This is a genomic window from Pseudomonas sp. SK (genome assembly GCF_012975065.1).
GTDB classification, from domain to species: Bacteria; Pseudomonadota; Gammaproteobacteria; order Pseudomonadales; family Pseudomonadaceae; genus Aquipseudomonas; species Aquipseudomonas anuradhapurensis.
In genome coordinates, this window is the sequence record NZ_CP051857.1 from 2,465,676 (window position 1) to 2,485,833 (window position 20,158).

A 20,158-nucleotide genomic window follows, 5' to 3' on the forward strand; every position below is an offset into this window, starting at 1 on the left:
AGGCTTCACCCTTGCTGCCTGCGGGCCAGGCGCAGGCCGATGGCCAGGCGCAGGCGCGCCGGCAAACTGCCGAGCAACCGCAGCAGCAGGATGAAGGCGCGCGGGAAACTGATTTCCAACGGCCGCTGCGGCAGGCGGCTGACGATGAAGCGTGCCGCGCGGGCGGCTGTCCACATTTGCGGCATCGGGAAATCGTTGCGCCGGGTCAGTGGCGTATCGACGAACCCCGGGCTGACCAGAGTGACGTCGATACCTTCATCGAGCAGGTCGATACGCAGTGATTCCACCAGGTAGCGCAAGGCTGCCTTGGAGGCACCGTAGGCGCCGGCCCGAGGCAGGGCCAGCCAGGTCACCGAGCTGCCTACCACCACCAGATGAGGGTGGCTGCCAGCGCGCAGCAAGGGCAGGGCGGCCGCCAGGCAATGGCTGGTACCCAGCAGGTTGGTGCGCAGCACCCGTTCGATCAGGGCCGGGTCGAAGTGCCCCGGCTCCAGGTACTCGCAGGTACCGGCATTGAGGATGGCGATGTCGAGGCCGCCCCAGGCCTGGTTGATCCGGGTGGCGATCTGCTCGACCTGGCGCGGGTCGTCGAGATCGCCGACGGCCAGCAGTACCTGTTCGGGGAAACGTTGCGCCAACGGCGCCAGGCGCTCGGCATGGCGCCCGCCCACGGCGACCTGGTGGCCTTGTTCGAGCAGTTGCTCGGCAAGCGCGGCGCCGATACCGCTACTTGCGCCGGTCAACCAGCAGCGGCTCATGCCAGCCGCCCTTTCAGCCAGCGAACCGCGCCGCCGAGGAGCGGAACGTGTTCATACAGCAGCGCGCCGGCGTCGAAGTAGTCCTGGTGGCTGAACACCCGTTCGCGCCATTGCAAAAAGCTGCAACCTTGCAGGCTGACGGGCTCGCCGCCTTTCAGCCGCGGGTGGCAGAAGCGCAAGCGCCAGCGCAGGTAGCCCTGGCCTGGCTGCACCTCGTCGTAGCCGGCGAAGCTGTAGCTGATATCGTGCGCATTAGCATACAACTGGCCGAAATAGGCGCGTAATGCATCGAGCCCCTCGATATGGTGCAGGGGATCGCGGAAGGTGACCGAATCGTCATATAACTCGCCGAGGAGGTGCAGGTTGTCGCGCTGAAGGCAGGCGAAACGCTCGGCGAACCGCTGAAGGTAGACGGACATGTGCAGCTCCAGTTAAAGCTATACAAATCACCTGATTTGTACAGGTATGACTGAAGCCTATGGCTAAAATTGTACAAGCGCAACGGTCTTGTACAATTATTTGTTCAGGATTTCTGTACGGCGAGCTGCTGGCGCAACGCCGCGACTTCCGCCTCCAGCTCACGCACCCGCTGTTCGGCGTGCACCTGCGCCGTCACATCGCGCTGGATGCCGATGTAGTAGGTCAGTTCATCGGCGTCGTTGTGCACCGGTGTGATGGACAGCTCGTTCCAGAACAGGCTGCCGTCCTTGCGGTAGTTGCGTAGCACCTGGCAGCAAGGGCGGCCCTCACGGATCGCTTGGCGAATGCTTTCCAGGGCCACCTGATCGTGGTCAGCGCCCTGCAGGAAGCGACAATCCTGGTACAGGATGTCGTCGCTGCGATAGCCGGTCAGCCGTTCGAACGCAGGGTTGACGTAGATAAGAATGCTGTCGTTGCCTTCCTGTTCGGCGACGACGATACCGTCGTTGGAGTTGTCGACCATCAGTTGCAGGAGCTTTGCGTTGATCATTCAAGCCCACCCGGGAGTATGTTTTGCCTATGCGTCGCCTGGCCCGTCAGGGCAGGCGGCGCGTTTTCCACATGATGGCCCATACTGGCTCGCCGCAGAAGGGGAGGATGAGGCTAGAATGGGCGCACCTCGCGGACGAACCCCGGTATGACTGAAACGACCTCCACCGATTTGCTGCCCATGCGTGACGTGGTCAGCCTGACAGGCATCAACCCGGTTACCCTGCGTGCCTGGGAGCGCCGCCATGGGCTGATCCAGCCGCATCGCACCGAAGGCGGCCATCGCCTGTACACGCCCGGCGATGTACAACGGATCCGCGATATCCTGCGCTGGACCGCCAATGGCCTGCCGATCAGCAAGGTGGGCGCGTTGCTCGAACGGCAGCCTGTCGAGTGCCGGCAGGGCGATGAGCAGTTCGCCGATTGGCGCGCGGCGCTGGCGCGTGCCGCTGCGGCTTACGATGTACAGGCGCTGGAAGCGCTGCACGGGCAGCTGTTCACCCTGTTGCCGAAAACGGCCGTGCTCAGCCAGGTGTTGCTGCCGGTGTGGCAGCAACTGCGCAGCAGCAACGCGCCAGGGGCCCGCAGCCAATGGTTGTTTGTCGATTTTTTCCTGCGCGCGCGGCTGCTGCTGCGCCTGCAGCTGAATCAGGCCGCTGCCCCACGGGTGCTGCTGGTGGCTGGCGACGAACAGGCGGAGCTGGCACTGCTGGGTACTGCACTGCTGCTCAGTGGCGAGCAACAACGCATCGAGGTCCTGGGTGGGCCTCTGCCACTGGAGGAGGTGGCACTGGTGTGCGCGGCGGTGCAACCGGCGGCGCTCGTGGTGGCGATGCAAGGGCCGCTGAATGCCGCACTGGCCAAGCGCCTGCGCTGGCTGCAGATGGAGATCGCCTGCCCGCTGGCCCTGGCCGGCGAGGGGCCGGTGCTGTCGCAGGCGCTCCTCGACGGCGCGCCCGTGTGCCTGCTCGATACCCAGGGCGGGGATGTGGCATCGGTGCTCAGCGCCTTGCTCAGAGGCGGGCTGGATGTGTGACTGGCAGCGCGCCGGCAAGCTGCGGCGGTCAGCGCATGAACAGCCCTAGCCACATCGCGCCAAGTATGATCGCCTGGGCCGGAAGCAGATAACGGGCAAAGCGCAAGCCGCCATTGCTGAGCGCCAGTACGCATTTGGTCAAGGTGTTCCCGGTCAGGGCCATCATGCCCGGCACCACCAGATCGGCCATCTCCAGCCGCCCGGCCACCACCAGCGAGGCCACCGACGCAATGGCCGCATGGGCATCCCCCAAGCCACTGACGAACGCCGCGATGCTGACGCCGCCTTGGCCGAGATGATCCAGCAGAAACGCCGAGAACAGGACAACGCCGGTCAGGGCGACGGTAATGATCAGGGCGGTCCAGAGGCTGAAGGCACCGTCGCCCTGATGCGCCGCGGCCCCGCCTGGCGCGGCACGCCAGGGGGCCAGCAGCAGTACGCCATACACCACGGTAACCAATGCACCGAGCCCGATGGAGGTGGCGAACGGGCGCACCAGCTGAGGTTCGATGATGAACAGCACCAGGGCGAACTGGGTAATGCTGGCGAGGTTGGACAGCACGGCCGCCGCCGCCAGGGCGCGGACGGCAACTTCCTGGCGCCGGGCTTCGTGCGCCAGCAGGGCAATGGTCGCCGAGCCCGAGGCAAAGCCCGAAGCGATTGCGCTCAGGGGCAAGCCGTAGCGAGGCCCCATCAGGCGCATGGCGACATGGCCCACGGCACCGACCGTCATCAGCAGCACCACCAGCGTGCAGATGGTGCGCGGGTTGAGCACGTGGTATGGCCCCAGGAACCGGTCGGGTGTCAACGGCAGCACCACCAGGGCCACCGTCAGCAACATCAGGCCGTCGCGCAGTTCCTGTTCGCTCAGTTGCTGCAGCACAAAATGATGAAGTTCCCGCTGCAGGGCCAGCAGCACGGTCAGCACCACGCCGGCTGCGGTGGCCAGTTCAGGCTGCTCGAGGCTGAGCGCGCCCAGGGTCAGCACCAGCAGCAGGGCGATCTCGCTGGTGACCTCCGGGTCCTTGTCGGCATGTTTGCGGTAGTGCATGCACAGCATCAGCACCAGGCCCAGGCTCGCCACCCCGACCAGCATCGCCCCGGCCAGCAGCATGCTGACATAGCCCAGCAGGGCGGTGATGGCGAAGGTTCGCAGCCCGGCGGCAGCGTGGTCTTCGTTGCGGCCTTTCTTGCGTTCGCGTTCTAGCCCGACCAGCATGCCGATGCCCAGCGCTACGGCGCCGTGGCTGACGGTCAGGGTGTCGAGCATGGCGCCTTCGTGGCGTCCTTGTGCGCGGCATCGGCGCCGCCTTGCTCCAGGGCTATCAGCGCAGCCGGGTCGAGAATTTCCACCAGCCGTCCATGCAGGTTGACGATGCCCAGCGCGCGCAGGCGGGCAACCGAACGGCAGACGGTTTCCAGGCGCAGGCCAAGGTACGAGGCCATGTCCTCGCGGGACATGCGCAACATGAAGCCATGGGCCGAGTAGCCACGGCTGACAAAGCGCTGCGACAGCCCGACCAGGAAGCTCGCCAGCCGCTGTTCGGCGGTGAGGTTGCACAGCATCAGCACGCGCTGATGCTCACGCACGATCTCCCGGCTCATCAAGCGGTTCAGGCTTTGCTGCAGCACCGGAAACTCTCGCGCCAGGGTTTGCAGGCGGCGATAGGGCACCGGGCAGACTTCGCTGTCTTCCAGGGCAATGGCGTCACAGACATGGTGGTCGGTGGCAATCGCATCGAGGCCGAGCACGTCACCCGGCATCCAGAAGTTGATCACCACGCCCTGGCCTTCGACGCTGTTCAGGCTGGTCTTGAAACTGCCGCAGCGCACCGCATAGAGCATGGTCAGTGGGTCGTTGGCATTGAACAACGCTGCGCCTTTGCGAACGCGCATGCGGGGGCCTATCAATGCGCCCAGGCAGCTGTGGTCGAGAACGGGCAGGCCGGTGGGCAGGCACAGGCCGCTGACACGGCAGTCCTTGCACAGGGACACCAGCGGTTTCAGGTGGATAGGGTTTGCCGCATGCCGCGCAACAGGTGGGTCGAGCAGCGTGACTTTCAGTTGGCCGGACATGCTCAGGCCCTCTGCGCGCGTCGACTATCGGTGTGTTGCGCTGTACTGCGAGGGGCACTGTGCGCCTCTGCCAGTGCGGCGCGGGGCGACCAGCCGGCGAGCATGTCGAGAGAGTGGGGCGCATTGAGGCGCGAGGTGAGCCGCTCGACGAACTGTTCGGCTTCGGCTGCTGTCCTGAAACTGATCCGGCAATCGTCCATGCGGACCCACCAGCGGTTCTGTTCGGTGCTGTTCTCGACGTAGACGTTCATGGAGCCTCCTGAGTACGCATGAGCAAGACGACTGCTGACCAATGCAAAACGAAGGCATCCCTGCCGACAGCGGGGCGCTTGGCCCAGGTCGGTATGGAGTTAGCGTGCGCCGATGAAGCCGCCAAGTATTGATCGCCGTCAAATTATCGAGCGATCGACCGTACCGCTGGTCTGCAGTGGGTTCTGGTTGATAAACATCAAGTCTGCCGGCTGTGCCTGGCAGATGCTCCAGGTACGTACCGCAACCGCAGAGGTGTGCCATGGAAACCCCGCAAAGATTGCTGCTGATTGCCTCCCCGCTGATGCGCCGGACCCCGGTCTATGACCGTGCCGCAGCGCTGGCCAAGGCCAAGGGGATGGCGCTGCACATCGTCGCTTTCGACTACCTGGAAGGGCTGGCCACGGCAGGCCTGGTCAACGACCAGGCACTGGCTGTGATGCGCGAGGGCTATGTCCAGCAACACCGTGAGTGGCTGGAGACCCAGGCGCTACCGATGCGTCGCAACGGGGTCACGGTTACCACGGAAGTGGTGTGGGTACAGCACCCGTTGAAGGAAATACTCGTGCATTTGCGTGAACAACCCTTTGCCATGCTGATCAAGGCATTCGAACATGAGCCCTGGTGGATGCGCGCCATGTTCACTTCGCTGGATATCCAGCTGCTGCGCGAAACCCGCATCCCGCTGCACCTGGTGCACAAGGCCAGCAATGCGCTGCCGCGCAAGATCCTTGCAGCGGTTGACCTGTCCAGGCCGGAAGACCAGTTTGAAGGCTTCAATGACCAGATCATCGGCGAAGCGTTGAAGCTGGCCTTGCAGTGCAATGCGCAGGTCGAATTGTTGTATGTCTACGATCTGGGCGCCATGTACGTGGACGCCGGCGGTAGCCGCGAGCATTCCTTCCTGTTCGAATCGAACCTTGCCCAGACCCTGCACGAAGTACAGAGCGATGCGTTCCAGGCGCTTGCCGAACGCAACGGGATCGCCGCCGAACACCGGCATATGCGCATAGGTGACCCGGCCAAGGCCCTGGCCGTGTTCATGGACAACAATGACATCGATGTGCTGGTCATGGGCAGTTACCACCACCATGGTATCGGCTGGTTCATCGGCAGTACCGCCGAGCGGGTCCTGCACCGGCTGTCCAGCAGCGTGCTGGTGATCTCGCCGGAGCGTTCCCAGGGGTAGTACCAAGGCCCGCAAGGGCCTTGTTTTCAACTGCGCAGGTCAAGCTCGTGGAGGATCTCGCTGACGTCGCCACCCAGGTAGCGTGAGCTGAAGCCCAGCGCCTTGGTCAGCCGGTGCATGGCATAGTTGTTCGCCAGGTCCCTGGACACCATGCACTGGTAACCATTGCTGCGCGCCGCGTCGATCAGGTGTGTCATCAGGCGCCTGCCGAGGCCTTTGCGCTGCCAGGCTTCATCGACCGCGACCGCACATTCACACTGTTGGCTGCCAGGTATGCCGGCATAGCGGCTGACACCGACCTGGACCAGTTTGCCCTCGACATGCGCCAGTGCGATGTAGGCCATGCGCTGGTGGTAATCAACCGGCATCCGCAGCGGGTCCAGGCTCGGCAGGCCGCCGCTCAACCCGGCGATGAAGCGGAACCGACGGGTTTCATAGGCGATGGTGCTGAGAAAGCGCTTGTCCCTTTCGTGGTCTTCCTCGCGCAGTGGGCGGATCAGCACTGGCGTACCGTCCGCGAGCTTTTCGACCCAGTGCTCGCACGCTTGGGGCTGTTCAGTTGGCTGCCCGTTCATGTCGCCTCCCGGTTGGCTGATGTTTGCCTGGTGTTGCTGTTGTAACGCCAGGCGCCGGTGCGGTTCTGACAATCGTCAAGTTCCGGCCGGGTGGCGGTTTTCTGATCTGCATCAAGCGGCATCAGGCCGGTGGCCGGAAGATTTCCTGCATCACTCCCCAGCCGCGCAAGCCCGGAGGTTCGCCATGGGTCAATATCGACAACTGCTGGTGCTGCTCACCGAGGTCGATCCGCATTCCGCGGCGTTGCGCAGGGGCCTGGCCCTGGCGCATGTCAGCGGCGCCAGCGTGCACGTGCTGGGCTTGTTCGAGCCGAGCGAGGAACATTTGCTGCGCGAAGAGCGGCTGAACGAGGCTGACATCAAGCGCCAGTACGAAGCCTATCGCGAGCGCCTGACGGCCCTGGTCGAGCGGCACCGCAACAGTGGCGTCGCGCTGACCGTCGATAGCCTGCAGGCCGACGACATTCGCAGCCAGGCCATCGATTACATCAACGAACTGCAGCCCGACATGGTCATCAAGGACAGCGAGGCTGCAGCGACCCTGGTCCGTTTGTTCAGCACCCCGCTGGACTGTGCGTTGATGCGCGGTTGCAAGGGCGTCACCCAGTTCGTGCCGGCGGCGGCGGTGTCGTTGCCGCAACGTATCCTGGTCGCCGTGGACACCGCGTTCAGCGAGACGCCGGCCATCCAGGAACTTTTCAACCGGGGGCTGATCCGTGCAGCCCAGGCCCTGGCCTTGCAGTGCGACGCGCAATTGCACCTGCTGTCGGCGTATAACCTGGCCGGGGTATTCGCTTCGGACATGAATGTCACCCAGGCCTGGATCGATGAAATGCGCGAGGCGCTGCAGCAACCGTTCGCGGAGCTGGCCGATGCCGAAGGGGTCGCAGCGGACCGCCGGCACTTCATCGAAGGTGGCCCGGTGCAGGTCATCCGTGAACAGGTGGCCGCCCTCGATATCGATGCGCTGGTGATGGGGGTGGTGCAGCCCAAGGGGCTGGACAAACTGCTGGGTGACACCACCGAACGCATCGTCGGCCGTCCGCCGTGCAGTGTGCTTGCGGTTCATCCTGAGGTGGCCGAAACCTGGGAGCCCTCGCCATGCAACTGACTTTTCTGGGTGGCACTGGCACCGTGACCGGCAGCAAGTTCCTGTTGACCCGTGACAGTACCCGGATACTGGTCGACTGCGGGCTGTTCCAGGGCTACAAGCAGCTGCGCCTGCGCAACTGGGAGCCGCTGCCTCCGGCCTTGCGGGCGCTCGATGCGGTGGTGCTGACCCATGCCCACCTCGACCACAGTGGCTACCTGCCAGTACTGGCGCGCGAAGGCTACAGCGGGCCGATCTATGCCACCCCGGCGACCTGTGCCCTGGCGGAAATCCTCCTGCTCGACAGCGCCCGCTTGCAGGAAGAGCAGGCCGAACACGCCAATCGCCACGGCTACTCCAAGCATACCCCGGCACGCCCGCTGTACACCGAGGAGGATGCGAAACGCGCCCTGGCACTGTTTCGCCCGGTCGAACTGCACCACCCAATGGTGATTGCCGAGGGCATGGAGCTGCTGTTGCGCACTGCCGGGCATATCCTCGGCGCGGCCACCGTGCAGATCCATGCCGACGGGCAGACCTTGCTGTTTTCCGGCGACCTGGGGCGCCCGCAGGACCCGATCATGCGTGAGCCGGAGCTGGTCAGGACGGCGGACGTGCTGCTGGTGGAATCCACCTATGGTGATCGCAAGCATCCCGCCGAGTCGACCGAGGCGTATCTGGCCAAGGTCATCAACCAGACGCTCCTGCGCCATGGCATCACCCTGGTGCCGTCGTTTGCCGTTGGCCGTGCCCAGTTGCTCATGTACTACCTGTACAAGCTCAAGCGCGACCGGCTGATCCCGGATATACCGGTGTACCTGAACAGCCCCATGGCCACCGACGCCACTGTGCTGTATCAGCAGTTCCGCAGCGAGCATCGGCTGACCCTGGCCGAGTGCGCCGCGATGTGCAAGGGCACGCATATCGTCCGTACGGTGGATGAATCCAGGCATCTGGACCAGTTGCGCGAGCCTGCCGTGATCATCGCCGCCAGTGGCATGGCGACCGGTGGGCGGGTATTGCACCATCTCAAGGCGCTGGCGCCCAACCCGCGCAACAGCATCCTGTTCTCGGGCTTCCAGGCCGGCGGCACGCGCGGTGCCGATATCGTTGCCGGTGCCCACAGCGTGCGCCTGCAGGGCGAGGATGTGCCCATCCGGGCGCAGGTATATGCCATGGACACCCTCTCCGCACACGCCGATGCCGACGAGATCATCGAATGGTTGCGTGGCTTCACTCGGCCGCCGCGGCAGACCTACGTCATTCATGGCGAACCGCATGCCGCCGACACATTGCGACGGCGGATCTGCCTTGAGCTGGGTTGGCAGGTGTGTGTGCCCGATTACCAGGAAACCGTTGCCATCGACCCGGTGCGCTAGCCCGGTGTGGGAGGTATGCATGAATACGCAAGCGAGGGCGAAACTGCGGGCCTGGATGCACCGGCCCAGAGGCAGCCTGGGTTTGATCGTGGCCATCGTCGCTCTACTGGTGGCGGCGTCCGCCTATCGTGCAGTCAGCCCGAGCTGGCGCCTGCCGATGCGCGACCCCGCGGTATTGCTGGCCTTGCTGGTGTTGAGCGTGGCGCTGGGCTGGGCGGTGCAGCGGGGCGTGAAGCGCACGGTGGGCAAGGCCATATTCGCTGGCCAGGCAACGGGCTGGCAGGCCAGGCTGGCCTTCCTTCGCTCGGTAACCCGGGAGTCGAACATCCTGTTGGCGATGCTGTTGCTCCTGGTTTTGCTGGGCGGGGGGACCTTGTGGTTGGCGGGGAACGCGGCGGCGCGCATCGTCGACAGCTGCGCAGCCAATCTGCAGGCTCAGGTGGACATACCCGAGGATGAGAAGCTTGCCGCGCTGGTCGGCAAACCGGTGTGCACGTGCCTGGCGCAGGCGTTCTTGCAGCGCAACGGGGTGCTGCGCCTGGCCTTGCTCGGAACCCCCCTGCAGGAAGTGGCCGGCTTGCAGGCGCTGACTGCCGATGATGAGCAACGCTGCCTGGCGCAGTTCGACCTGCTGCCCGAAGAGGCTCAGGCGACCACGCCATGACTCGGCATCAGCCACAAACCGCAACGATGGGCGCCCATGGCGGCGCGGGAGGTTTCCATGTCACATGACCTTGCTCTGCAAACGCTGTTCCCAGACCGCAGCGAGGCCGGGCGTTGTCTGGTCGAACCGCTGGCCGGATATGACGGCAGGTCTGACGTGATCGTGCTGGCACTGCCGCGTGGGGGTGTTCCCGTGGCTTATGAAGTGGCGATTGCGCTCAAGGTCCGTCTCGACCTGCTGGTGGTGCGCAAGCTCGGCATGCCGTTTCATCCCGAGCTTGCCATGGGCGCTATTGCCACGGGCGGTGTGACATTCCTCAACGATGACGTGTTGCGGGCTTACCCCGTAGACCCGGCGCGGTTCGACGCTGTGGTCGCCGCGGAAACCCGGGAACTGGCGCGGCGGGAGCACGCTTACCGGGGCAGCCGCCCACCGCTGCAACTCAAGGATCAGGTCGTGATCCTGATCGATGATGGCCTGGCGACTGGCGCGACCATGAGGGCGGCCATCCTGGCGGTGCGCGCGCAGTCACCTGCGCGGATCGTGGTGGCGGTGCCGGTCGCGCCGCCGGAAACGTTGCAGGCGATGTACGGCGAAGTGGATGAACTGGTATGCCCGTTGGTACCCGAGCGGATGGTTTCGGTTGGTTACTGGTACCAGGACTTCCCGCAGGTTTCGGACGCCGAAGTCACCGCGCTGATGCGCCAAGCTGACAGGCAGGCTGCTGTCCAAGGGCCTGCCCAGGAGTGAGGACATGACTGAAGTACGATCGCAGACAATGAAGCTGCCAGGTGTCGAATTGCTTGCCGACCTGCGTTTGCCAACCGCTGCCCATGCACTGGTGATCTTCGCTCATGGCAGCGGTAGCGGTCGTCTGAGTGCACGCAATCAGTACGTCGCCGACAGGCTCGCGGCACGTGGCCTGGGATCGTTGCTGTTTGACCTGCTGACGCAGGACGAGCAGCAGCTGGACAACCAGACCGGTGAATTGCGCTTTGACATCCCGCTGTTGGCCAAGCGCTTGATCGATGTCGTCGACTGGGTTGGGCGCGACCCGCAACTGCACACCTTGCGCGTTGGTTTGTTCGGTGCAAGCACGGGTGCCGCGGCAGCGCTGTGTGCGGCTGCAGAGCGCCCGGGCGTGGTGGCGGCAGTGGTCAGCCGGGGTGGCAGGACGGACCTGGCCGGGCCGGTGCTGGCGCGGGTGAAAGCGCCGACTTTGCACATTGCAGGTAGTAACGATGCGCAGGTGCTGGAGTTGAACCGCCTGGTTGGGCGCAGCTTGCATTGCGCGCATCGCCTTGAAGTGGTACCGGGCGCTTCGCATCTGTTCGAAGAGCCTGGCACCCTGGGCAAGGCTGCCGCCCTTGCTGGCGACTGGTTTGTCACGCACTTGCAAGCCGCCTGAAGCCTGGCCACAGGCTTTCACACACCGAACGGATAGGTCTCGTCCTCCGGCTCCAGGTGCTGGCGTGTCGGTAACGGCAGCGCACTGACCGGGTGTGTTTGCTCGAACCACAGCAGGGCATCGAATTGCTCGGCCAGCACGGCGTCGAAGTAATGGCTGAGCCGTTCGCTTTCCGGGCGATAGATGACACCGATGGCGCGCTCGAGCAACGGTGTCGACAACATCCGACGCAGCTCCTTGCGCTGCGGGTCGCGCCAGTCGGTGAGGGAGGCCGGTATGCCGGCCAGGTGGAACTGGTGCTCCCAGCTGTCTGCACGGGGGGGGCGGATATTCTTGATATGCATGTCGCCATCCCAATCGTCGGCGGCGGCCACCTGGCCTCGGCCGGTGGCCATGCCGACCAGCACGGCATCTTGCCCAAAGGCGTTGCGGCACAGCTGGCCGATGTTGAACTGGCCTTTCCAGCCCATCTCTGTAGCGCCAGCGTTGCCGATATGCGAATTGTGCGCCCAGACCACCGCCTTGGCGTGCGGCCCACGGCGTTCCAGCAGCGCACGCAGGGTATCGAACATGTGCCGGTCGCGCAGGTTCCAGGAGGCGGCCGACCCCCGATAGATGGCGCGGTAGTATTGCTCCGCAGCGATGATCACCCGGGCATTCTGCGTGGCATTGAAAAATGCTTCGTCATTGCGTATCAGCCCGGAGAGTTGTTCGGCGAGCATGACATTCAGCTGCTGGACTACCGGTTGCTCGCAAGGCATGACGCCGCCCCGCTCGACAAAGTGGCCATATTGCGCCGGGTCGTCCTGCCAGGGCGTCAGGCAACCGTAGCGCCGACGGGCCTCATGGGCCAGTTTTGAGTCGACCCGGTCCAGATAGGCCAGCACCTCATGGATGGAATTACGCAGGCTGTAGACGTCAAGCCCTCGGAACTCCACGCGAAGGTCATCGGCGAGCAGGCGATTATGCCCATGCAGCCACTGGGCAAAGGCCTTGACTTCGCCGTTGCGCCACATCCAGGTCGGGAAGCGGCTGAATATATGGCGTTTCCATGCTGAATGCGCCAGGCCCCGGACATACTGGTCGACATGCCCGGCATCCGGCCAGTCGGCCTCGACGGCCACGATGTTGAAACCATGCTGCTCGATCAGCCGTCGGGTAATCGCTGCACGGGCGCGATAGAACTCGCTGCTGCCGTGGCTCGCCTCACCAAGCAGGACCACCCGGGCGTCAGCGTAGCGGTCGAACAGTGCCGCGAAGGCCGGTGTGTCCAGGTCCGGCAGGGGTTCGGCATATTGATGCAGCAGTGGCGCGATATCGGCGACTTCGACCTGATACTGCTGGCCATAGAGCCTTTCCATCAATTTTTTCGAGGGGCCGTTCATGGGCATGCTCCCATAGGCAGGCCGCCGCGCCACAAGGGATGATGGTGCGGCGGCCCTGGGGTCAGTTCAGGACCAGCCGGTGGATCACCTGGCTCGGGTCATCCGGGTCGGTGGCCGTGGTGAATCCTGCCGCTTTGGCCAGATCGCGCATTGCCTGGTTGGCGGCGGAGTCGATCGAGTACATCTGCCGGAAGCCCTTGGCGCGGGCATGGTCGGTGAGGTGCTTGAGCAGCAGGCGGCCCAGGCCGTGGTGCTGCCAGCTGTCGAGTACGGTGACGGCGCACTCGCATTCATCCTTGTCTGTGCAGGCGGCATAGCGGGAAATACCCACTTCCTGCAGTTCGCCGTCGACATGGGCCAGGGCGACGAAAGCCGCCTGTCGGTCCTGGTCGACCTTCATCAGTTGGTCGAGCATCGCCTCGCCGGGCTCCTTGAGCTGGCACAGGAAGCGAAAATGCCGCGACTCGGGCGACAGGCGTTCGATGAAGGCCCTCTCGCGTTCCCGGTCCTTGGCTTGCAAGGGCCGGATCAGTACGTGGGTGCCGTTTTCCAGGGCTTCGATCCAGTGCTCGCCAGCGGGCGTCGGAAACGAAGGCAGGGTATGTGGACGGGAAGTCTCGGCGGGCGCCATGGCAATGTCCTCTGCGTGTTATGAACAAGGGACGTTCAGTTTCGGCTTTCGGCCTTGCGCTGACTTGATACTTGTCAATTGCCCGCGCACCGCCTGTCAGGCCGGTGAAACAAGCGAATCGAACAGGCCTGGGGAGCGAAGGTTGGCCACGCGGTCATCGCTGGCGTTGGCATTGACCACCAGCAAGCTGCATTGCAAATGGTTCATCAGATAGCTCAACGTCTCGCGCTGCCGGGCGTTCAGCGGGCTTGCGATCACTACCAGGTCGTAGCCACAGCGATTGGCATAGGCGCAGAGGGTATGGGCACAGGCGCCGACGATCAGATGATGATGAACGGCGGGGATACCGAGCAGCGCGGCAAAGCCTCTGACCTCGGCCACGAGGGTTTCGTAGCGAGGGATTTCCGCCAGGCTGTAGTGCTTGCTGTGACGCAGCAAAGCCGCCTGGTCGTAGACGGTGAACAGATGCATGCGGGCCTTGCGCGCTTGGCTGATGGCCTTGGCCACTGCAACCACATGCGTGTTCAGCGCTATCTGGTCAAGGTCTTCGCAGCTGGCTGGCGCGGCGACGAACAACTTGCCATGACTGCGAATGGGCTGTTCCTGCGCTGACAGCACGGCGCAGGGCGCCTGCTGCATCAGCATGAGCACGAAGTCGGCGCCAGCGTCTGCCTGCACCAGCGCCGGGTCCAGGATCAGCAGGTCGGCGGTGCATGCCTTGGCAAGCCTGACCAGCGCATTCACCCCAGGCTTGAGCACAACGACTTCGGCATTGATGCGAACGCCTCTGTCGAGCAGGTCCGTGGCCAGGCTTTTCTGGCGAGCCCGAATGTCGACGCGCTTTCCGTCGGACCCGGCCGAGCCAAGGATGGCCACCGTCACCGTGGCGTCGACGGCCGTGGCCAGGTCGATCGCCTGTTCCATGGCCGCACTGTAGCGATTCTGACTGGGTGCAACGACAACCAGGCTACGGATTTGCATGATAGGCACCCTCTTGGTTGGCATGGCCGCTCTGTAGGCAAGCAGGGGTAATGCAGTACGCGACGCTAGAGCATGCAGCAGGTGCATTGGCCGGGTTTGACCTGCATCAATTCCCGCCATGGGCAGGCCGACCCTTGGTCGCCACTCCCGCAAACAGTCAGTGCGCCAGCTAGTTTGAATATATGGCCGCGCGCAAAAGGCGGAGGCGTTATCATGTCAGGCCCTATGGATCTGGGGGCGAGGCCCCATGTGAAGTGCCTTGCATGCTCGTTGAGCCGGCTTTGTCTGCCCGCCAGCCTGAGTGCGGAGGAGGTGGACAAGCTGGAACGCATCGTTCGCCGCAACCGGCCGTTGAAGCGCGGCGAGTACCTGTTCAAGGCTGAAGAGCCGATGGAACAGGTATTTGCCCTGCGCTCGGGGGCAATCAAGCACTTTCTGCTCGACGCCGATGGCAACGAGCGGATCGGCGGCTTCATCCTGCCCGGTGAAATGCTGGGCCTGGATGCCATCGGCGCCAGTCATTACCGAGGCTTTGCTGTGGCGCTGGAAATCTCGCTGGTCTGTGCCATCAGGCTCGACCAGCTGATGGATCTCTCCGGCCAGATTCCGGGGCTGCGTTATCAGCTTTTGCACATGCTCAGCCTGGGCATCCAGGGCAAGGACGAGCAGCTGCGCTGCTGCCACGGGCGTGCCGAGCAGCGGCTGGCTATCTTCCTGCTGGGCATGTCGGCGCGTTACCAGGCCCGCGGGTTGCGGGCTGATGTGTTCAAGCTGCCGATGTCGCGCGGCGACATTGCCAACTACCTGGACCTGACCCTGGAAACCGTCAGCCGACTGTTCGGTCGTTTTGTCCAGGCCGGGTTCCTGCAATGCAGCGGGCGCGAAGTCAGGCTCATCGACTTGCACGGCCTGGGTAATCTCACCCGCCTGGAGGAACCCACTTGAGTGCCGCCAGCACCCGGTCATAACGTTGCACAGGCCATCCCAGGGGTTGCGGGCCGCCCCAGGCCGGGCGCGGCAGATGATCCGTGCGTAACCAGATGCGCTGCGCGGCAATGCCTGTCTGCCAGCACAGGCGGGCAGCCTGGCGCGCCACCTGGGGTGGCGCGCAACAATACACCGTGTCCGGCCGAAAGGTGTCCAGCGTTCGCTGCAATTGCAGCCAGCCGCTGCTGCTGTCGTGCGGCAGCGCCGCAAGCCAGGTTGGACAAGCGTCTGGCAGGCGTTCGGCAGGGATACCCGCATGAGACAAGCTCACCTGGACCCAAGGCAGCCAGCAACGGATTTCATCCAGCACCGCCAACAGCGGCAACAGGCCTTCGGCGCGGCTGATGGCCAGCAGCCTTGCGCTTTGCAGGGGCAGCGGCCAGGCGTTGCCAAGCGGCCCGGAATAGCCGAACAGGTCACCGGCCTGCCCCACGGGTTTCACGCTGCAGGTGGCCACCAGAAAGCGACCGCTGGCGCCAGGCAGGCTCACATAACTGCAGGGCCAGCATTCGTTGTGGCTGCTCAGCAGGCAGTACTGGCCTGGCATCGCTTCGCTACGTTGCGGGCTGCAAAGGGCCAGGCGCAGGTATTGCTGGGTGCCGGAGCCCGGCACCGCCTCGAGTAAGCGGACGCTTGCACTGCCGCCCCGGCCCATAGTCGCCTCGCACTGTATGTGGTGACCTTGCTTGATTCAGCCTATGCCCAGGCCATGGCAACGCTTTGACCAGGATCAAATCGGCAGGTGAGCTTCACGCGGGTTGACAAAGGTCAAGCAATGGGCTGCCGTGCCGCGCAAGATCGAAGGCGTCTCCCAGGGAGGCATTACTTATTCGAGGAGCGCGCCATGTCGGAAGCAGCCAAGAAAGTACCTGTCACTCCAGCCGCCACGCCAGCGAAAGCTGCGCCGCCCAGCAGCGAACCTGCTGATCTCTGGCGGCCTTTTCAGCAATTGCGCCGTCAGATCGACGGCCTGTTCGAGGATTTCGGGCGGCGGCCATTGCGCATGCCGTTCAGCCACACGCCGTTCGATGTCGAGCCGTTCTGGCGGCGTGACCTGTTCACCCATGGCATGCCGGCGATGGATATCAGCGAGCAGGCCGAGGAGTACCGCATCAGTGCCGAACTGCCGGGTGTGGACGACAAGGACATCGAGATCAAGCTGGTCAATGGCAACCTGGTGATTCGCGGCGAGAAGCATCAGGAGGTCGATGAGAAACGCAAGGAATATCACCTGAGTGAGCGCCATTACGGCAGTTTCGAGCGAGTGCTCCAGCTGCCTCCTGAGGTCGACGCCGAGAAGATCAACGCGCAGTTCGCCAAAGGCGTGCTGCAGGTGCATCTGCCCAAACGTGCCGAGGCGATTCACCCGGAAAAGGTGATCCCGATCAACAGCAGCAAGTAAATGACGGTCCGGTCACTTTCAGGAGCAGGGACGCTCCATCCAGCAGAGGTAACCAGCATGTCCATTGGCAGATATTGCAACCGGGATGTGGTCACTGCACCACCCGGCATCTCCATCTACGCTGCGGCACGCATGATGAACCAGTATCACGTCGGCGACCTGGTACTGGCCGAGCCGGTCGACCGCGAGCGTTTCCGGCCCGTCGGCCTGATCACCGATCGTGACCTGGCCTTGCGGATCATTGGGCGCAACCCACCGGACCAGGAGGACCTGCAGGCGATCGATGTGCTGCCACGACCATTGATCACTGCGAACCAGAATGAAGACCTGTTCGATGTCATCCTGAACATGCGGCGGGCCAACATCCGGCGCATCCCGGTGGTGGATGACTTCGGCCTGCTGGTCGGCATCGCCACTGCGGACGACCTGGTAGGGCTGCTGGCAGATAATCTGCACGAACTGTCGCTGCTGATTCGTCAGCAAAGCCGACGGGAGGAAGACCTGCGCGGTGAGGATCTGTGAGCGCGCGGGGATGATTCCCCACAGGAGGCGAGCATGAGCGATTTTCCCACTACCGAGGAACTTGAAGGGCTGGATGCCTATTGGCGAGCCGCCAATTACCTGACCGTTGGCCAGATCTACCTGCAGGGTAACGCCTTGTTGGCAAGCCCGCTGACGCTGGCCGACATCAAGCCCAGGTTGCTGGGGCACTGGGGGACTTCACCGGGGCTCAACCTGATCTATACCCATCTGAACCGGCTGATACGCCAGTACGACCTCAACGTCCTGTTCATCACCGGCCCCGGCCACGGGGGGCCGGCCTTGGTTGCCCAGGCCTATCTTGACGGTACCTATACCGAGCTGAACCCGGCGATCGAACGCAATGTGCTTGGCATGACCCGGCTGTTTCGGCAGTTTTCATGGCCCTATGGTATTGGCAGCCATGTCGGCCCGCATGTCCCAGGCTCCATCCACGAAGGGGGAGAGCTGGGTTACTCGTTGGTGCATGCCTATGGTGCTGCGCTGGACAATCCACAATTGATCGTGGCGTGCGTCATTGGCGATGGTGAGGCGGAAACCGGCGCGCTGGCAGCCAGCTGGCACTGCAACAAGTTTCTCAACCCCGCCCGGGACGGGGCGGTACTGCCAATTCTGCATCTGAATGGCTACAAGATCGCCAACCCGACTGTGCTGTCCATGATCAGCGAAGATGAGTTGACCAGCCTGATGTACGGGTATGGCTATGACCCCTATTTCGTCGAAGGTGATGAACCCATGGAGGTCCACCGCGCATTGGCCAGGACTCTGGAGGTCATCTACGAGAAGATCTGCCAGATTCAGCGCCTTGCGCGCCACGCCGAAAACCCTCAGGCCATCGACAGGCCTTTGTGGCCGGTGCTTGTGCTGCGTACGCCCAAGGGATGGACCGGGCCCAGATACGTCGACGGGCAGCGCGTCGAAGGTACCTGTCGCTCCCATCAGTTACCCCTGGCGGACCTTGGCCAAGCAACGCACTTGCTACAGCTGCAGCAATGGCTGGAAAGCTACCGTCCGCAAGAGCTGTTTGACGCGCAAGGCGCGTTGCTGCCCGAGCTGGCCGCGCTGGCGCCTTGCGGCCGCCGGCGCATGAGTGCGAACCCGCATGCCAACGGGGGGATGCTGCTGCGGGCGCTGGATCTTCCGCGCTACGCGGACTATTGCGTGTCGATGACAGGGCCGGGGCAGGTACGGGCCGAGGCGACCAGGGTGTTGGGCAGGTATGTATGCGATGTCATGAAAAACAGCCGGTTGTCCCACAACTTCCGACTGTTCGGCCCCGATGAAACGGCGTCCAACCGTCTGGACGCAGTGTTCGAGGCTGCCGACAAGATGTGGCTGGATACCTGCGGTAGCGATGACAAACACCTTTCGGCACAGGGCCGGGTCATGGAGATACTCAGTGAGCACATCTGTGAGGGCTGGCTGGAGGGCTACCTGTTGACCGGCCGGCACGGCCTGTTCTCCTGCTACGAAGCCTTCATCCACATTGTCGATTCGATGATCAATCAACATGCCAAATGGCTCAAGACCGCTGCCGAGGTGCCGTGGCGCAAGCCGATTGCGTCGTTGAACATCCTGCTGACTTCGCATGTGTGGCGCCAGGACCACAACGGCTTCTCGCACCAGGACCCTGGCTTCCTCGACCTGCTGGCCAACAAGAAGGCCAATGTTGCGCGAATCTACCTGCCCCCTGATGCCAACTGCCTGTTGTCAGTGGCCGAGCATTGCTTGCGCAGCCGCAACTACATCAATGTCATCGTTGCCGGCAAGCAGCTGGAATGGCAATGGCTCGACGGGGAAGCCGCTGCGGTGCATTGCCAGGCGGGTATCGGTCGCTGGGCCTGGGCCAGCCATGATGACGATGCGCCCGAGGTGGTGCTCGCCTGCGCCGGCGATGTGCCGACGCTGGAGGTGCTGGCAGCGGTGACGCTGCTTCGCGAACAGGCGCCTGAGGTGCGGCTGAGAGTGGTGAATGTTGTCGATCTGATGGCGCTGCAGGTGTCGCAACAGCACCCCCACGGCTTGTCCGACCGCGACTTCACTGCCTTGTTCACCGAGGACCAGCCGGTGATCTTTGCCTTCCATGGTTACCCGGCGTTGGTGCATCGCCTGATCTACAAGCGTGCCAACCCCCAACGGTTCCATGTGCGAGGTTTTCGCGAAGAGGGTGCTACCACCACGCCGTTCGACATGGCGGTGATCAACAATCTGGACCGCTACCAGCTGGTACTCGATGTCTTCGAGCATGTACCGCGCCTGCAGCCCCAAGTGGAACAGACGCGCGCCCGCTACTGGTCGACCATGGAGAAGCACAAGCTGTACCTGATCGAGCATGGTGAGGATATGCCGGAGGTGGCCCAGTGGCGCTGGACCTCGCCGGCAAACCGTGGGTGACTGGTGTTACTTGGCCTTCCAGTACTTCTGCATCTCGAGGAACAGGAACGAGGCGGTCCAGGTGATCAGCACCAGGCCCGTCAATGCCTGCAGGCCAGTGAGGTATTTGAGATGGCCGCTGGGGGCAATATCGCCGAAGCCTATCGTGGTGTAGGTGGTGAAGGAAAAGTACACACAATCGAGCAGACTGCCGTCGAAGTTGCCGCTGAGGCTGCCCCAGCCCTCGGCATGGTTCATCAGGTAGTAGACCACTGCGAAGCACCACACTTCCAGGGCATGCGCCAGCAGTGCGCCGAATACCCCCACCACTATGCGAAACCGGCTCCACAGCTTGAGCCGCGGGAGCCAGTCGTTCAGGCGCAGCAGGCATTCGTAGTGAATGATCACCACCACAATCACCACCAGCATGTTGATCAAGGTGACGGTCAGCATTGCAGATACCCTG

General features: G+C 63.6%; 23 protein-coding genes. 11 read left to right on the forward strand and 12 right to left on the reverse strand.

Going from position 1 to position 20,158, the window contains the following annotated elements; all coding sequences use genetic code 11:
* Window positions 1–5: 5 nt before the first annotated feature.
* The 3 genes from HG549_RS11445 to HG549_RS11455 form a co-directional block, all read right to left on the reverse strand.
* Window positions 6–758 (reverse strand): SDR family oxidoreductase, encoded by a 753-nt coding sequence (locus tag HG549_RS11445; protein WP_170029604.1) that lies wholly within the window; start codon window positions 756–758, stop codon window positions 6–8.
* Window positions 755–1,177 carry a nuclear transport factor 2 family protein gene (locus HG549_RS11450; RefSeq protein ID WP_170029605.1) on the reverse strand — a complete coding sequence of 141 codons (423 nt, stop codon included), beginning with the start codon at window positions 1,175–1,177 and terminating at the stop codon, window positions 755–757. The genes HG549_RS11445 and HG549_RS11450 overlap by 4 nt, the downstream gene beginning before the upstream one ends.
* A 104-nt stretch (window positions 1,178–1,281) precedes the next feature.
* Window positions 1,282–1,728: a PAS domain S-box protein gene (locus HG549_RS11455; RefSeq protein WP_170029606.1), complete on the reverse strand. Its 447-nt coding sequence runs from the start codon at window positions 1,726–1,728 to the stop codon at window positions 1,282–1,284.
* A 147-nt stretch (window positions 1,729–1,875) separates the two neighbouring features.
* Between HG549_RS11455 and HG549_RS11460 the strand changes: the two genes are divergently transcribed.
* Window positions 1,876–2,763, forward strand: coding sequence for a MerR family transcriptional regulator (locus tag HG549_RS11460; RefSeq protein WP_170029607.1), 888 nt, complete (start codon window positions 1,876–1,878; stop codon window positions 2,761–2,763).
* Between the two features lie 28 nt (window positions 2,764–2,791).
* Here HG549_RS11460 and HG549_RS11465 read toward each other — a convergent pair whose 3' ends face one another.
* From HG549_RS11465 to HG549_RS11475, 3 genes are read right to left on the reverse strand one after another with little or no spacing between them, the layout of a single operon-like run.
* The gene (locus HG549_RS11465) at window positions 2,792–4,033 is read right to left on the reverse strand and encodes a DUF4010 domain-containing protein (protein WP_170029608.1); all 1,242 of its coding nucleotides are present in this window, start codon (window positions 4,031–4,033) and stop codon (window positions 2,792–2,794) included.
* A complete protein-coding gene (locus HG549_RS11470) occupies window positions 4,018–4,839 on the reverse strand; it encodes a helix-turn-helix domain-containing protein (protein WP_170029609.1) in 822 nt (273 codons plus the stop codon). The genes HG549_RS11465 and HG549_RS11470 overlap by 16 nt, the downstream gene beginning before the upstream one ends.
* Before the next feature lie 2 nt (window positions 4,840–4,841).
* A complete protein-coding gene (locus tag HG549_RS11475) occupies window positions 4,842–5,090 on the reverse strand; it encodes a hypothetical protein (RefSeq protein WP_170027516.1) in 249 nt (82 codons plus the stop codon).
* A gap of 260 nt (window positions 5,091–5,350) precedes the next feature.
* Between HG549_RS11475 and HG549_RS11480 the strand changes: the two genes are divergently transcribed.
* Window positions 5,351–6,277, forward strand: a complete 927-nt coding sequence (locus tag HG549_RS11480; RefSeq protein WP_170029610.1) for a universal stress protein — start codon at window positions 5,351–5,353, stop codon at window positions 6,275–6,277.
* Between the two features lie 26 nt (window positions 6,278–6,303).
* Here the strand turns inward: HG549_RS11480 and HG549_RS11485 are convergent, their stop codons facing one another.
* On the reverse strand, window positions 6,304–6,852 hold the full coding sequence (locus HG549_RS11485; RefSeq protein ID WP_170029611.1) for a GNAT family N-acetyltransferase: 549 nt from the start codon (window positions 6,850–6,852) through the stop codon (window positions 6,304–6,306).
* A 184-nt stretch (window positions 6,853–7,036) separates the two neighbouring features.
* Between HG549_RS11485 and HG549_RS11490 the strand changes: the two genes are divergently transcribed.
* Genes HG549_RS11490 through HG549_RS11510 form a run of 5 tightly spaced genes read left to right on the forward strand, consistent with a single transcriptional unit; the run spans window position 7,037 to window position 11,393 of the window.
* Window positions 7,037–7,963 carry a universal stress protein gene (locus HG549_RS11490; RefSeq protein WP_170029612.1) on the forward strand — a complete coding sequence of 309 codons (927 nt, stop codon included), beginning with the start codon at window positions 7,037–7,039 and terminating at the stop codon, window positions 7,961–7,963.
* Complete coding sequence (locus HG549_RS11495; protein WP_170029613.1) at window positions 7,954–9,321, forward strand: MBL fold metallo-hydrolase RNA specificity domain-containing protein; 1,368 nt, start codon at window positions 7,954–7,956, stop codon at window positions 9,319–9,321. Before HG549_RS11490 ends, HG549_RS11495 begins: the two co-directional genes overlap by 10 nt.
* Window positions 9,322–9,376: 55 nt before the next feature.
* Window positions 9,377–9,985: a hypothetical protein gene (locus HG549_RS11500; RefSeq protein ID WP_170034146.1), complete on the forward strand. Its 609-nt coding sequence runs from the start codon at window positions 9,377–9,379 to the stop codon at window positions 9,983–9,985.
* Between the two features lie 57 nt (window positions 9,986–10,042).
* Window positions 10,043–10,735 (forward strand): phosphoribosyltransferase, encoded by a 693-nt coding sequence (locus tag HG549_RS11505; RefSeq protein ID WP_170029614.1) that lies wholly within the window; start codon window positions 10,043–10,045, stop codon window positions 10,733–10,735.
* Between the two features lie 4 nt (window positions 10,736–10,739).
* A complete protein-coding gene (locus tag HG549_RS11510; RefSeq protein ID WP_170029615.1) occupies window positions 10,740–11,393 on the forward strand; it encodes a dienelactone hydrolase family protein in 654 nt (217 codons plus the stop codon).
* Window positions 11,394–11,410: 17 nt separating this feature from the next.
* Here the strand turns inward: HG549_RS11510 and HG549_RS11515 are convergent, their stop codons facing one another.
* The 3 genes from HG549_RS11515 to HG549_RS11525 form a co-directional block, all read right to left on the reverse strand.
* Entirely contained in the window at window positions 11,411–12,778 is a 1,368-nt protein-coding gene (locus tag HG549_RS11515) for an erythromycin esterase family protein (RefSeq protein WP_170029616.1), read from the reverse strand.
* 61 nt (window positions 12,779–12,839) lie between these two features.
* Complete coding sequence (locus HG549_RS11520) at window positions 12,840–13,409, reverse strand: GNAT family N-acetyltransferase (protein ID WP_170029617.1); 570 nt, start codon at window positions 13,407–13,409, stop codon at window positions 12,840–12,842.
* A 96-nt stretch (window positions 13,410–13,505) separates the two neighbouring features.
* The gene (locus tag HG549_RS11525; protein ID WP_170029618.1) at window positions 13,506–14,390 is read right to left on the reverse strand and encodes a universal stress protein; all 885 of its coding nucleotides are present in this window, start codon (window positions 14,388–14,390) and stop codon (window positions 13,506–13,508) included.
* Between the two features lie 213 nt (window positions 14,391–14,603).
* Here HG549_RS11525 and HG549_RS11530 point away from each other — a divergent pair, with 213 nt between their 5' ends.
* Window positions 14,604–15,335, forward strand: a complete 732-nt coding sequence (locus HG549_RS11530) for a helix-turn-helix domain-containing protein (protein ID WP_170029619.1) — start codon at window positions 14,604–14,606, stop codon at window positions 15,333–15,335.
* Here HG549_RS11530 and HG549_RS11535 read toward each other — a convergent pair.
* Entirely contained in the window at window positions 15,310–16,032 is a 723-nt protein-coding gene (locus tag HG549_RS11535; RefSeq protein ID WP_170029620.1) for a hypothetical protein, read from the reverse strand. The two genes, HG549_RS11530 and HG549_RS11535, sit on opposite strands and share 26 nt — an antisense overlap.
* 189 nt (window positions 16,033–16,221) lie before the next feature.
* On the opposite strand from HG549_RS11535, the gene HG549_RS11540 reads away from it, so the two are divergent.
* The 3 genes from HG549_RS11540 to HG549_RS11550 are packed head-to-tail and all read left to right on the forward strand — an operon-like array spanning window position 16,222 to window position 19,713.
* On the forward strand, window positions 16,222–16,779 hold the full coding sequence (locus HG549_RS11540; RefSeq protein WP_170029621.1) for an Hsp20/alpha crystallin family protein: 558 nt from the start codon (window positions 16,222–16,224) through the stop codon (window positions 16,777–16,779).
* 57 nt (window positions 16,780–16,836) lie between these two features.
* Window positions 16,837–17,301 carry a CBS domain-containing protein gene (locus tag HG549_RS11545; RefSeq protein WP_170029622.1) on the forward strand — a complete coding sequence of 155 codons (465 nt, stop codon included), beginning with the start codon at window positions 16,837–16,839 and terminating at the stop codon, window positions 17,299–17,301.
* A 33-nt stretch (window positions 17,302–17,334) separates the two neighbouring features.
* Complete coding sequence (locus HG549_RS11550) at window positions 17,335–19,713, forward strand: phosphoketolase (protein WP_170029623.1); 2,379 nt, start codon at window positions 17,335–17,337, stop codon at window positions 19,711–19,713.
* Between the two features lie 6 nt (window positions 19,714–19,719).
* On the opposite strand, the gene HG549_RS11555 is transcribed toward HG549_RS11550, so the two are convergent.
* The gene (locus tag HG549_RS11555) at window positions 19,720–20,145 is read right to left on the reverse strand and encodes a potassium channel family protein (protein WP_170029624.1); all 426 of its coding nucleotides are present in this window, start codon (window positions 20,143–20,145) and stop codon (window positions 19,720–19,722) included.
* Between the last annotated feature and the right edge of the window lie 13 nt (window positions 20,146–20,158).